9 protein-coding genes are annotated in these 13,327 nt (G+C 64.6%); 6 read left to right on the top strand and 3 right to left on the bottom strand.

Features of this window, described 5'->3' with window-relative positions; genetic code table 11:
* The first annotated feature begins 167 nt into the window (after positions 1-167).
* From J3485_RS14000 to J3485_RS13975, 6 genes are all read left to right on the top strand, one after another.
* Positions 168-2,105 (top strand): ATP-binding cassette domain-containing protein, encoded by a 1,938-nt coding sequence (locus J3485_RS14000; protein WP_206953330.1) that lies wholly within the window; start codon positions 168-170, stop codon positions 2,103-2,105.
* Positions 2,106-2,310: 205 nt separating this feature from the next.
* Positions 2,311-4,296, top strand: coding sequence for a DNA topoisomerase IV subunit B (locus J3485_RS13995; protein ID WP_206953322.1), 1,986 nt, complete (start codon positions 2,311-2,313; stop codon positions 4,294-4,296).
* Between the two features lie 74 nt (positions 4,297-4,370).
* A complete protein-coding gene (gene parC / locus J3485_RS13990) occupies positions 4,371-6,686 on the top strand; it encodes a DNA topoisomerase IV subunit A (protein WP_206953321.1) in 2,316 nt (771 codons plus the stop codon).
* 67 nt (positions 6,687-6,753) lie between these two features.
* Positions 6,754-7,197 carry a CopD family protein gene (locus J3485_RS13985; protein ID WP_206955815.1) on the top strand — a complete coding sequence of 148 codons (444 nt, stop codon included), beginning with the start codon at positions 6,754-6,756 and terminating at the stop codon, positions 7,195-7,197.
* A gap of 113 nt (positions 7,198-7,310) precedes the next feature.
* Complete coding sequence (locus tag J3485_RS13980; protein ID WP_206953317.1) at positions 7,311-7,892, top strand: chromate transporter; 582 nt, start codon at positions 7,311-7,313, stop codon at positions 7,890-7,892.
* On the top strand, positions 7,889-8,407 hold the full coding sequence (locus tag J3485_RS13975) for a chromate transporter (RefSeq protein ID WP_206953314.1): 519 nt from the start codon (positions 7,889-7,891) through the stop codon (positions 8,405-8,407). The genes J3485_RS13980 and J3485_RS13975 overlap by 4 nt, the downstream gene beginning before the upstream one ends.
* On the opposite strand, the gene J3485_RS13970 is transcribed toward J3485_RS13975, so the two are convergent.
* The 3 genes from J3485_RS13970 to J3485_RS13960 all read right to left on the bottom strand — a co-directional run bounded on the left by J3485_RS13970 (position 8,398) and on the right by J3485_RS13960 (position 13,318).
* Complete coding sequence (locus tag J3485_RS13970; protein WP_206953312.1) at positions 8,398-9,663, bottom strand: chromate transporter; 1,266 nt, start codon at positions 9,661-9,663, stop codon at positions 8,398-8,400. The two genes, J3485_RS13975 and J3485_RS13970, sit on opposite strands and share 10 nt — an antisense overlap.
* A gap of 51 nt (positions 9,664-9,714) precedes the next feature.
* Positions 9,715-12,066, bottom strand: a complete 2,352-nt coding sequence (locus J3485_RS13965; protein ID WP_206953304.1) for a bifunctional diguanylate cyclase/phosphodiesterase — start codon at positions 12,064-12,066, stop codon at positions 9,715-9,717.
* A gap of 367 nt (positions 12,067-12,433) precedes the next feature.
* Positions 12,434-13,318, bottom strand: a complete 885-nt coding sequence (locus J3485_RS13960; protein WP_206953295.1) for a PhzF family phenazine biosynthesis protein — start codon at positions 13,316-13,318, stop codon at positions 12,434-12,436.
* Between the last annotated feature and the right edge of the window lie 9 nt (positions 13,319-13,327).

Genomic DNA, 13,327 nt, shown 5'->3' with positions numbered 1-13,327 from the left:
CGGGCGCTCAGGCGGCGGGCGAATCGTCGCACTCTCGATGACATTTGTTCGGTCGGCGCCGCGCAGGGCGCGATTGTACCGAATATACCGAACGGCCAACACACGCCGGCTCTTGCGTCGCGCCCGGTACAATGAGCGCTTCGATTTTTTCGCAGGCCCCCTCCTTCATGTCGCTTTATTCCATCGTCGACGCGCAGCTCGCATTCGGCCACGTCGCGCTGCTCGATCACGCCGACTTCTCGCTCGAAGCCGGTGAACGCGTTGGGCTCATCGGGCGCAACGGCGCGGGCAAATCGTCGCTGCTCAAGATCGTCGCCGGGCTCATGCATCCCGACGACGGCCTCGTTACCGGGCAGCAGGCGCTGTCGACCGTCTACGTGCCGCAGGAGCCCGAGTTCGATGCGCAAGCGTCGGTCTTCGATACGGTTGCGGGCGGTCTTGCGCCGATGCGCGCGTCGCTCGACGAGTACGACGCCGTCGCCCACGCGCTCGCGGCAACACCCGAAGGCGCCGAGCACGACGCGTTGCTCGCGCGCATGAACACGCTGCAATCGGCGCTCGATACCGCGGGCGCATGGAATTGGCGCACGCGCGTCGCCACCACGATCGCGCAACTGAATCTCGATGGGGACGCGCGCGTCGGCGCGCTCTCGGGCGGCATGCAAAAGCGCGTCGCGCTCGCGCAAGCGCTCGTGGTCGATCCCGACGTGCTGCTGCTCGACGAGCCGACGAACCACCTCGATTTCGACGGCATCCGCTGGCTCGAGGAGTTGCTCGTCGGCTCGCGCGCCGGCTTGTTCTTCATCACGCACGATCGCGCGTTTCTCGATCGTGTCGCCACACGCATCGTCGAGCTCGATCGCGGCCGTTTGCTGTCGTACCCGGGCAATTTCTCGGCGTATCAGACACGCAAGGCCCAGCAGCTCGAGGTCGAGCGCGTCGAGAACGACAAGTTCGACAAGCTGCTCGCGCAAGAGGAAGTGTGGATACGCAAGGGCGTCGAGGCGCGTCGCACGCGCAGCGTCGGGCGCATCGCGCGGCTCGTCGAGATGCGCAACCAGAGGGCCGAGCGCCGCAACGTGCAAGGCAACGTGAAGCTCGACGTCGGGCAGGGCGAGCGCTCGGGCAAGATCGTGGCCGAACTGACCGACGTCACCAAGCGCTTCGGCGAACGGACGGTCATCGACCATTTCTCGACGACGGTCATGCGCGGCGACAAGATCGGCTTCATCGGTCCGAACGGCGCGGGCAAGACCACGCTGCTCAAGCTCATTCTCGGCGAAATCGCACCCGACGAAGGCACCGTGCGCGTCGGCACGAATCCGCAGGTGGCCTACTTCGATCAGATGCGCGCGCAGCTCGATCCCGAGAAGAGCCTTGCCGATACGATCAGCCCCGGCAGCGATTGGATCGAGGTCAACGGCACACGTAAGCACGTCATGAGCTACCTCGGCGATTTTCTGTTTGCACCGGAGCGTGCGCGCTCGCCTGTGAAGTCGCTCTCGGGCGGCGAGCGCAACCGGCTCTTGCTCGCGCGGCTTTTCGCCCGGCCCGCGAACGTGCTCGTGCTCGACGAGCCGACGAACGATCTCGACATTCCCACGCTGGAGCTGCTCGAGGAGTTGCTGTCCGACTACGACGGCACCGTGCTGCTCGTCAGCCATGATCGCGCGTTCCTAGACAACGTCGTTACGTCGGTGATCGCGTCGGAAGGGGGCGGCGAGTGGCGCGAGTACGTCGGCGGTTTCACAGACTGGCAAACGCAAAGCGAGCGTGCCGCGCGTCTCGCACAGGAGGCCGCCGCCAAGAACGCACCGAAGGTTGTGGCGCGCGAGGCTGTGCCCAAGGAGAGCGCCGCGGGGCGCAACGCGCAGCGCACCGTGAAGCTCTCGTTCAAGGAGCAGCGCGAACTCGAAGCGCTGCCCGAGACGATTGCTGCGCTCGAGGCCGAGCAAAAGGCGATCGGCGCTCAGCTCGAGGACGGTTCGATCTTTGCGCGCGATGCAAAGGAAGGCGCGCGGCTGACCGAGCGCTATGCGGCGATCGACGACGAGCTGTTCGCCGCGTTGGAGCGCTGGGAGGCGCTCGAAGCGAAACGCAAATAAGCTGGCCATCCCGCCAATTGCCCCGGGAAACGAAACCAGTAAAATACGCCGCGACTATGGCGGGCCCCCATCGAGCGCCGCCGGCCGCGCTCGCTTTGCGGGCACGCTGGCCGCTCTCGTTGTTTCGATTCGCTTTTTTTGAATTTTCAACGCTTTGTCCACGCGGATATCCACACGCGCTGTGGACAACGACCTACACGAGACCATGTCCACGAAAAAGCCAAGCGCCGCATACAGCGAGGCGTCGATCAAGGTGCTCAAAGGGCTCGAGCCGGTCAAGCAGCGGCCGGGCATGTACACGCGCACCGAAAATCCGCTGCACGTCATCCAAGAAGTCATCGACAACGCGTCCGACGAAGCGCTCGGCGGCCATGGCCGGCAGATCACGGTCACGCTGCATGCCGATCAATCGGTCTCCGTCGACGACGACGGGCGCGGCATTCCGTTCGGCCTGCATCCCGACGAAGGCGTGCCCGTCATCGAAATCGTCTATACGCGCCTGCACGCGGGCGGCAAGTTCGATAAGGCCGCCGGCGGGGCGTACACGTTCTCGGGCGGTCTGCACGGGGTGGGCGTGTCGGTCACGAACGCGTTGTCGTCGCGGCTCGATGTCACGGTCTGGCGCGAGGGCAAGGTGGCCCAAATCGGCTTCGCGCACGGCGACGTCGTGCGTCCGCTGGTGGTGCGGGCCGTCGAGCGGGGCGAGAAGCGCACGGGCACGCGAGTAACGGCGCAGCCCGACCCGAAGTACTTCGACTCGGCGAACCTGCCGCTCGGCGAACTGCAGCGGCTCTTGCGCTCGAAGGCCGTGCTGCTGCCCGGCGTGGAGGTCGTGCTAGTCAACGAAAAGACGGGCGAGCGCCAAAGCTGGAAATACGAAGACGGCTTGCGCGGTTATTTGCTCGAGGGCATGGCGGGCAGCGAGCTGTTGATTCCGCTATTCGAGGGCGAACGCTACGCGGACAGCGCGCGCACGAACGAGGACGCGTTCGCCGAAGGCGAGGGCGCCGCGTGGGTCGTCGCGTGGAGCGAGGAAGGGCCGCTTCAGCGCGAATCCTACGTGAACCTCATTCCGACGCCGGCAGGGGGCACGCACGAGTCGGGCTTGCGCGACGGGCTCTTTCAAGCGGTCAAGAGTTTCGTCGAGTTGCACAATCTGCAGCCCAAGGGCGTGAAGCTGCTTGCCGAAGATGTCTTCGCACGCGTGTCGTTCGTGCTGTCGGCGAAGGTCCTCGATCCGCAATTCCAAGGGCAGATCAAGGAGCGGCTGAACAGCCGCGACGCCGTCAAGCTCATCTCGTCGTTCACGCGTCCCGCGCTCGAGCTTTGGCTCAATCAGCACGTCGAGCACGGCAAGAAACTCGCCGAGCTCGTCATCAAACAGGCTCAGGCGCGCACGCGGGCGGGCCAGAAAGTCGAAAAGCGCAAGAGTTCGGGCGTCGCCGTGTTGCCGGGCAAGCTGACCGATTGCGAATCGACCGACATCTCGCGCAACGAGCTGTTTCTCGTCGAAGGCGATTCGGCGGGCGGCTCGGCCAAGATGGGCCGTGACAAAGAATTCCAGGCGATCCTGCCGCTGCGCGGCAAGGTGCTCAATACGTGGGAGACGGAGCGTGACCGGCTGTTCGCGAACAACGAGGTGCACGACATCTCGGTGGCGATCGGCGTCGATCCGCATAATCCCGACGACAGCGTCGATCTGTCGAATTTGCGCTACGGCAAGATTTGCATCTTGTCGGATGCGGACGTCGACGGCGCGCACATTCAAGTGCTCTTGCTGACGCTGTTCTTCAAGCATTTTCCGCAATTGATCGAACGCAAGCATGTGTATGTCGCGCGGCCGCCGCTGTTTCGCGTCGATGCGCCCGCGCGCGGCAAGAAGCCCGCGCAAAAACTCTACGCGCTCGATGAAGGCGAACTCGAGGCGATACTCGACAAGCTGCGCAAGGACGGTGTGCGCGAAACGCAGTGGTCGATCAGCCGTTTCAAAGGGCTCGGCGAGATGAGCGCCGAGCAGCTATGGGATACGACGATGAACCCCGACACGCGTCGGCTCATGCCGGTCGAGCTCGGCGAACTCGAATACGAGGGCACGGTTTCGCGCATGACGATGCTGATGGGCAAGGGCGAAGCGGCGGCGCGCCGCAGTTGGCTCGAAGAGAAAGGCAACGAAGTCGAAGCCGATATTTGAGGCAAGTGCGCTGAAGCCAATGCGCTGAGGCGCATGCTACGTCTCCAGTCTTCTGAACACGGACATTATTCTCGATGGATCAACAAGACGACTTGTTCGCACCGCCTGCCGCGCCCGACGGCGAGTCGCTGACGCTCGGCCATTACGCGGAGCGCGCCTACCTCGACTATGCCGTCAGCGTCGTCAAGGGCCGCGCACTGCCCGACGTCAGCGACGGACAAAAGCCCGTGCAGCGCCGCATTCTGTTCGCCATGAACGAGATGGGCCTTTCCGCCGATGCGAAGCCCGTGAAGTCGGCCCGCGTCGTCGGCGACGTCCTCGGCAAATACCATCCGCACGGCGATCAGTCGGCCTATGACGCGCTCGTGCGCCTAGCGCAAGACTTCGCGATGCGTTATCCGCTCATCGACGGCCAGGGTAATTTCGGCTCGCGCGATGGCGACGGTGCGGCGGCGATGCGATACACCGAAGCGCGTCTGACGCCGATCGCGAAGCTGTTGCTCGACGAGATCAACGAGGGCACCGTCGATTTCGCGCCGAATTACGACGGCTCGTTCCAAGAGCCGAAGTTGCTGCCCGCGCGCTTGCCGTTCCTGTTGCTCAACGGGGCGTCGGGGATCGCGGTTGGTTTGGCGACGGAAATCCCTTCGCACAATCTGCGTGAAGTCGCAGCGGCGGCCGTCGCGATGATCCGGCATCCGAAGATCACGCACGCGGAGTTGATGGAGATTATCCCTGGCCCCGACTTCCCCGGGGGCGGCCAGATCATCTCGAGTTCGGCCGAGATCGCCGCTGCCTACGAGACGGGGCGCGGCAGCCTGAAGGTGCGGGCGCGCTGGAAGATCGAAGATCTCGCGCGCGGCCAGTGGCAACTCGTCGTGAACGAGCTGCCGCCGGGCACGTCGGCCCAGAAGGTGCTCGAGGAAATCGAGGAGCTCACGAATCCGAAGATCAAGCTCGGCAAGAAGTCGCTGACGCCGGAGCAGCTACAGACCAAGCAAACGCTGCTGGGGCTGCTCGATGCCGTGCGCGACGAGTCGGGCAAGGACGCGCCCGTGCGCATCGTATTCGAGCCCAAGTCGAGCCGCATCGATCAGACCGAGTTCGTCCACTCGCTGCTCGCTCATACGAGTCTCGAATCGAACGCGGCGCTCAATCTGGTGATGATCGGCGCTGACGGACGGCCGCGGCAAAAGGGCATCGTCGAGATCCTGGGCGAGTGGATCGGCTTTCGCTTCGCCACGGTCACGCGGCGCACGCGCCACCGGCTGACGAAGGTCGACGATCGGATCCACATCCTCGAAGGCCGGATGATCGTCTTCCTCAATATCGACGAGGTCATTCGCATCATCCGCGAATCGGACGAGCCGAAGGCCGCGCTGATGAGTGCGTTCGGCTTGAGCGAACGGCAAGCCGACGACATTCTCGACATCCGGCTGCGCCAGCTTGCTCGGCTCGAGAAGATCAAGATCGAGAAGGAGCTCGAAGCGTTGCGCGACGAGAAGTCCAAGCTCGAAGAGCTGCTCGCGAACGAATCGACGATGAAGCGCCAGATCGTCAAGGAAATTGAAGGCGATGCGAAGCAGTACGGCGACGAACGTCGCACGTTGATCCAGCAGGAGAAGCGCGCGACGTTCGAGGCGCGCGTCGTGGACGAGCCGGTGACGGTCGTTGTTTCGCAGCGCGGCTGGGTGCGTGCGCTCAAGGGCCACGGGCTCGACGTCGGCAGTTTCACGTTCAAGGACGGCGATGGCCTCTACGCCGCGTTCCAGTGTCGTACGCCCGACATGCTCATCGCTTGGGGCAGCAAAGGCCGCGTCTATTCGGTCCTCGTGTCGATGCTGCCGGGCGGCCGGGGCGACGGCGCTCCGGTCACTTCGCTCGTCGACCTCGAAGCGGGAACGCATCTGATGCATTACTATGCCGCGAACGTCGAGCAGCCGTTGCTGCTCGGGTCGAGCAACGGCTATGGATTCGTCGCGCGCGTCGGCGACATGGTGAGCCGCGTCAAGGCCGGCAAATCGTTCATGACGATCGACGACGGCGCGCAGCCGCTGGCCCCGATGCCGGTGCTGCCGCAAGCGACGCAAGTGGCCTGTTTGTCGAGCACGGGGCGGCTTGCCGTGTTCGGCCTCGACGAGATGAAGACGCTCGCGGCCGGCGGGCGCGGCATCATCCTGATGGGGCTCGATGAGGGTGAAAAGCTCACGCAGGCGCTGGCGATCGGGCCGGCCGGCGTCGTGCTGCTCGGCGTGGGCCGCGCGGGCAAGCCGCAAGAGGCGCTGCTTGCCGGCGCCGCACTCGCGCCGCACGTCGGCAAGCGTGCCCGTCGCGGGCGTGCGCCCGACGCGCGTTTGAAGATAACGGCATTGCGGCCCGCGCTCGATTGACGCGCGGGCTTGACCGGCGCGGGTGCGCCGGACGTTGAAACGACCGCTCTTGGAGAGTCTTATGTCCCTGTCGATTGCGATCGACGTTGCATTGTTCGCGCACTTGGCCTCGGTTGCAGTTTGGATCGGCGGCATGGTGTTTGCGCATTTTTGTTTGCGTCCCGCGCTGGCCGACGTGTCGCCGCAGCTCCGGTTGCCGCTGATCGAGTCTGTGTTCGGGCGGTTTTTCAATTGGATCGGCGCGGCCGTGATCGCGATCCTGATCTCGGGTGGCTTCCTGATGACGCGCTTCGGCGGCGGGCACGCGCCGTGGCAGGTCAACCTGATGGCGGCGCTCGGCGTCGTCATGATGCTGATCTTCGGCCATGTGCGATTCGCGGTGTTTCCTCGCATCCGCCGCGCCGTGCAGGCGCAGCGCTGGCCGGACGGCGCGCGCGCCGTCGATACGATGCGCCGGCTCGTGCTCGGCATCGCCGCCATCGTCGCCGCCGTGCTCGCTCGCGGGTTCTGATCGGCGTTCGAGCTGAACGGTAGTCGTTGCGTGCGCAACGATTACCGTTTGTTGCCGGCAAGCCGTTTGCAAGCTCGTTGAGCGATACTGCAAGCTTTACGGGTGATCCGCCGATGACCCCCTCCGATCCTCCCTCCGGCACGCTCGACGACACACATCGTCCCCGGCGTATCGCGCCCTCGGAGCTCTTTCGCACCTTTGCCGAAATGAGCCTTTACGGCTTCGGCGGTGTCATGCCGTGGGCGCGACGCATGCTCGTCGATCGGCGCCGCTGGGTGGACGATCGCGAATTCGCCGAGTTGCTCGCGATCGGCCAGATTCTCCCCGGCCCGAATATCTGCAATATCGCCGTGATCGTCGGCTACCGCTACTGCGGCTGGCGCGGGTCCGTCGCGGCCGTGGCCGGACTGATGTCGGCGCCGTTCGTCATCGTGCTCGTGCTCGGCGCGCTCTATCATCGGTTCGGTGGGCTGGCGACCGTGCAAGGCGCGCTGCGCGGCATGGCGGCCGTGGCCGCGGGGCTCGTGCTGATGACAGGCATCAAGCTCGCGCAGAGCCAGCCGCGAACGATGCGAGGGCTCATTTTCGGCCTACTGTCGCTGACCGCCGTCGGCATCTTTCATCTGCCGCTCGGCTGGGTGATGCTCGTCTTGATTCCGTCCGCGCTCTTCGTCGAGTGGAGGGCCCAGCGATGATCCTGTTCGAGCTCGCTTGGCGCTTCGCGCTCGTCTCCGCGATGGCGTTTGGCGGCGCGACGGCCGTCATCCCCGAAATGCACCGCTTTCTCGTCGATCAGTACCATTGGATCGACGATAGTACGTTCTCCGCGCTGTTCGCGATCTCGCAGGCGTCCCCAGGGCCGAACGTGCTGTTCGTCGCGCTATTCGGTTGGCAGGTCGCAGGGCTCGCGGGTGCGATCGTGTCGACGCTCGCGATGTGCGGCCCCTCATCGGTGCTTGCGCTCGCATTCGAGCATTACACGGGGGTGCATCGCGATACGCGCTGGATGACCACGATTCGGCGCGCCCTCGCGCCGGTAACGATCGGCCTGATGATGGCGACGGGTGCCATTCTCGCGCAAGGTGCCGACCATTCGGTCGCCGGCATTGCATTGACGATCGCGACCATTGCGGTCGGACTTCGCACGAAATTCAATCCGCTTTGGTTGATCGCGGCCGGCGCGCTGATCGGCGTGTTCGGCTACGCGTAGCCGAGCAGGTGCGCGAGCCCGTACACCGCGGCGACGATTGCGTAGACGGTGTACACGGGCGTCTTGAACCGTGCGAGGCAGACGAGCGCGAACGCGGCGGTCACGAGGTGAACGGGCGCGCGCGATACGTGCGCGCCGATGTGCACCACGGCTACCAGCAGAAAGGCCGTCGTCGATGCGCGCAGCACGCGCATGCCGTGCTCGAAGCGCGCGTTCGCTTCGAGACGATGCAGGTGGCGACGCGCGAACACGATCAACATCCCCGACGGCACGAACAGGGAGCAGGTGGCCGTCACGGCGCCGGCCCAGCCTTGCACGAGATAGCCTAGAAACGGTACAACGTTCAAGAGGGGGCCGGGCGAAACGGGGGACAGTGCGAACGCGAGCGTGAACTCGCGCGCGGTGATGCCGACCTCAGGCGTCTGGAACAGCGCCTTGAGCACGGGCAGCGCGGAAAATCCGCCCCCGAACAGGGTCATGCCGGCGCCCGCGAGGCGCGGCCAGATCAGGCGTCCGGCATCGTGGGGCGGTAGCGGCGTCGCAAATAGCGCGATCAATGCGATCACGGCCAGCACGATCAGTTTGTCGAGCAGGCCGAGTGAAACCTCCAGCTTTCCGCCGCGTGCCGGGCTCACGAGCCAGCCGGCCGCGAACGAGCCGGCCAGCAGCAGCACGAACGAGGCCGTGCCGTGCATCGTCAGCAGCACGATCGTGGCGATCGTGGCCGCCGCCCATTCGAGCGGTTCGTGCACGAGCACGCGCGTTTGCCGATACCAGGTGATGCCGATGAGGACCGCGAGCACGACGGCGAAATGATCGATGAGGCCGGGTGACGCGAGCGAATGAATGAACGACGCGTGATAGAACGTGGCAAGGGCCGTCATCGTGCAGAAGAACGGCAGCACGGAGGCGATGCCGGCGACGCAGGCGCCGATGCGGCCGCGCAGTGCGTAGCCGACCTGCACGGCGACATTGCAGCCGACCGCTCCCGGCGTCATCCAGGCGAGCGCGACGAAATCGGAGTATTGGACTTGCGTGAAGCGCCGCTCGCGTTCGACGTAATAGAGTTCGAGCTGGGCCATCAGCGCAAGGCCGCCCCATGACAGCGCCGATAGCGAAAAGACGACGCGAAACAAGGTCCATAGCGGCTCGGGCCCGGTGGCGTGCACCGGTGCGGCATGCGCGCCTTCCTCGGCGGCCGCGGTGGTACGCAAGCCGCGCGAAGCGCGTCTGCGTTGCGTGCTCGCGTCGCCCATCGGTCGGTCCTTCTCGTTTCTCCTGCACCGAGCGCACGCGCGCCGATGCGCTTATGCCGACTGCTTACTCGTGCTCTTCTGGCTTGCGCCGAACGTGCCGAATGGCTCATGCGCATCGCACACGCCGAAGCGTTCGAGTAGAGCGGGGATGCCATCGGCGGGTACGGGGCGCGAGAACAGGAAACCCTGTGCCTGGATATTGCCGAGCGCCGACAGCCACGCGATCTGCTCTTCGGTTTCCGTGCCCTCGACGACGACGGTCAACCCGAGCGAGCGCGCCAGGTTGACGATCGCCGACACCATCACGCACACGCTGCGGTCGGCCGGGATCGCCTGCACGAACGAGCGGTCGACCTTCAGCGTGTCCACGGAGAAGCGGTTCAGGTACGACAGCGACGAATATCCGGTGCCGAAATCGTCGAGCGCGATGCCGACGCCGAGCCGCTTGAGCGCGACGATTTTCTCGGAGACGAGTTCGGGGTACTCCATCATCGCCGTCTCGGTGATCTCGAGTTCGAGCCGATGCGCGGCGATACCGGTTTCCTCGATGGCGTGCGAAATCGTTTCGTAGAGATCGCCGCGCCAAAATTGCACGGCCGAAATATTGACGGCGAGCGATAGCGTGTCGTAGCCGTCACGCTGCCATGCCGCGAGTTGCCGGCAAGCCGTTTGGATGACGAAGTCGCCGATCGGCACGATGAGGCCCGTCGATTCGGCCACGGGGATGAACTCGCTCGCGGAGATGACCCCCTGCTGCGGATGGTTCCAGCGCGCGAGCGCTTCGAAGCCCGTGATACAGCGGCGCGCGAGATCGACCTTCGGCTGGTAGACGAGAAAGAGCTGGTTTTCGGTGAGCGCGACGCGTAGCTGCTGCTCCCACTGCATCAGGTGATCGGCACGGTGCGACAAGTGCGGCGAGTAGAACTGGTAGCAGTTCTTGCCGGCGTCCTTCGCGCTGTACATCGCGAGGTCGGCCTTCTTGAGCAGATCGATTTCGCTTTCGCTGCCGACCGAGTACAGGGCGATGCCGATGCTCGCATGCAGGACGAACGACGTGCCGCGCACATCGAACGCATGCTCGAAAATCTCGCGAACGTTTTCGGCGAGCTGCACGGCTTGACGCTCGACGTCGCCGCCTTTGAGCACGACGACGAACTCGTCGCCGCCGATGCGCGAGAGTACGCCCGCGGCGCCGACGGCGTCGGCCAGGCGCGAGGCCGTCATCTGCAGGACGATGTCGCCGGCGTTGTGCCCGAGCGTGTCGTTGACGGTCTTGAAGTTATCGAGATCGATGAACAGGATCGCGAGCCGCCCGACGTTGCCGGGATCGCCTACGTCCTGTCGCAGGCTTTGCATCGTAGCGTAACGATTGCGCAGGCCCGTGAGCAAATCGTACTCGACGAGGTGCGTCATCTCGCGCTCGCGTCCGAGCAGCTTGCCGATGAGCCCCGTGGCAACGCCGAAGAAGCCGAGCATCGCGAGCGAGATGAAGCCGGCCATCAACAGGTAGACGTTGCGCGTGTGGTTGTAGTCGGCGAATTCCTCCGCCTCCGACAGCCCGACGAGCACGCCCATCGGATAGCCGTCGATGTGCCGGTACGAGACGATGCGTTTGACGTGGTCGATCGGATCGACCATCGTGCCCGATACATGCTCGGAAATTGGATAGGTTCCGCTGGCCGAGAACTCGCCGGCTGCATTGCGGGCCACACCAGTGCGGCGCGCGAGCACGGCGCCGTTGTCGGCGATGACCGCGATTACGCCGTCTTTGCCGATCGCCGCATTGTTGTAGAAGTCGCTCGTGAAATAGCTCGGGTCTTCGGAGACGACCACGACGCCCGCGAACGAGCCGTCCGGATGATTCAAGCGGCGCGTCATCTGCAGCGTCCACTGATGCGAGACGCGTCCGAGCACCGGTTTGCTGATGTAGAGCTGGTCGTCGTTTTCGTGCTCGTGCACTTTGAAATGCTCGCGATCGGACAGATCGATCGGCGCCGGATTGGGCTCGGCCGTGCTGGAGATCAGAATGCCGCGCTCGTCGATGATCGATACCTGCACGAGCGTATCGCTTTGCACGACGCCTTTTTCGACGGTACTGGCCAGATCGAAGTGATCGGGGCTTTTTTCGTATTCGTACTTGACGAAACGCGTGATTTGGTCGACTTGGTGAATGGCTTTGACGGTGTGCTGCTCCAGCGCGGCCGAAAGGATCGCAGCCGAAGCTGTCGCCTCACGGTAAGTCGAGTCGCGCTCGACCGACAGGCGTGCCGAGATCACCGTCCACAGCAGCGCAAGCACGAGCACGCCCAGCGCCGGGATCGCGATCAGCGCGCGACGGCGTGAGCCCGCGGCGTTCGATCGCGTGCGGGTGTCTCTCGTGGAATGAAGCCGGGCGAAATTCATCGGGGCAGTGGGTTATGGAAGGCTTCGAATACCGCAGACGTTCCTCATCGAGGATATTACTGAATGGATAAAAATTAAGATAGCGTCCATTTATCGGGTAAACGTCCGTCGCGCCGGGCACGATTTCGGCAATGACGTTCGCGTTTTGTGTTTGTGGACGCAGTCTTAGCCCCGCGCAGCGGCGTTCAACGGGGCACGAGCCGCATGTGGAAGCCCTGTCTGCTCGCGCCGCAAGCATCGATCCCGCATAGCCCGCTGAGGCAAGTGGGTATTTCAAGTCGTGGGAAAGAGGACGAGAGCAACTGGAAAGGCAGCGCGCTTGGGCCGCGGCAGCGGCGTCCAAGCGCGCTCAGGGAGAGGCGGTCGCTTATGCGAGGCGGAAGGTGCCGTCGACGATCGTCGTCGACCGGCCGCCGATCCAGATCTTGCCGTCGGCCTCGTAGTCGATCGTCACGCGGCCGTTCCGGCCGATGGCGGTGCCTTGGCGCACGGTATAGCGATTGCCCGGCCGGCGCTCGTGCGCAGCGAACAAGCAAGCGAGCCCCGCGTTGGCGCTGCCGGTGACCGGGTCTTCGTATATGGCGAGGTCGCCGTCGACGACGATGCAACGAACTTCGAGCGTCGCCGGACCGTCCGGTGCATGCGGCGCATAGAAAGCAAGACCCGTCATGCTCGTTTTCTGCACTATGTGCGAAATCGCGGCAGGGTCGAAGGTCAGCGAGATGCAAGCTTGTGGGGAAGCGACACCGATTGTCAGCCAGGGGACGCCGTTATCGACTTTGCATGGCGGAAGCGCGGCGAAATCGATCTCATCGCTGCGCAGCGCGTCCTTGAGCACCCGCAACTCGTCGGCCTCGAGCGGCTCGATGCGTGCGGGCGGAGCCACGAACGCGAGCGATGCGTCCTCGCGCACGGCGACCTCGACGAGCCCTACGCCGCATTGCTGGATGAGCCGGCCGGGCTGCCGCGGCCGGTATCCGCCATCGAGCAACGCATGCGCGGTGCCGAGCGTCGGATGGCCGGCGAACGGCAACTCGTAGGCCGGCGTGAAGATGCGCACGAGGTAGTCGGCCGAAGGATCGGTCGGACGGCAGACGAACGTCGTTTCGGACAGATTCGTCCAACGGGCGATCGCTCGCATTTGCCCGTCGGTCAAGCCGTCCGCATCGAACACGACAGCCAGCGCATTACCCTTGAACGGCGCCTCCGAGAATACGTCGACCTGCTTGAAGCGGACCTCGCGTGCGCTCATCGAGACGCT

It is taken from the genome of Trinickia acidisoli, assembly GCF_017315725.1.
Taxonomy (GTDB): Bacteria; Pseudomonadota; Gammaproteobacteria; order Burkholderiales; family Burkholderiaceae; genus Trinickia; species Trinickia acidisoli.
This window is presented reverse-complemented; position numbering and strand designations above follow the sequence as displayed.

Excerpts from the sequence above, each read along its gene's own strand:
- J3485_RS14000 (WP_206953330.1), top strand. The coding sequence starts at position 168 with ATGTCGCTTTATTCCATCGTCGACGCGCAGCTCGCATTCGGCCACGTC.
- J3485_RS13995 (WP_206953322.1), top strand. The coding sequence starts at position 2,311 with ATGTCCACGAAAAAGCCAAGCGCCGCATACAGCGAGGCGTCGATCAAG.
- parC (WP_206953321.1), top strand. The coding sequence starts at position 4,371 with ATGGATCAACAAGACGACTTGTTCGCACCGCCTGCCGCGCCCGACGGC.
- J3485_RS13980 (WP_206953317.1), top strand. The coding sequence starts at position 7,311 with ATGACCCCCTCCGATCCTCCCTCCGGCACGCTCGACGACACACATCGT.
- J3485_RS13975 (WP_206953314.1), top strand. The coding sequence starts at position 7,889 with ATGATCCTGTTCGAGCTCGCTTGGCGCTTCGCGCTCGTCTCCGCGATG.
- J3485_RS13970 (WP_206953312.1), bottom strand. The coding sequence starts at position 9,663 with ATGGGCGACGCGAGCACGCAACGCAGACGCGCTTCGCGCGGCTTGCGT.
- J3485_RS13965 (WP_206953304.1), bottom strand. The coding sequence starts at position 12,066 with ATGAATTTCGCCCGGCTTCATTCCACGAGAGACACCCGCACGCGATCG.
- J3485_RS13960 (WP_206953295.1), bottom strand. The coding sequence starts at position 13,318 with ATGAGCGCACGCGAGGTCCGCTTCAAGCAGGTCGACGTATTCTCGGAG.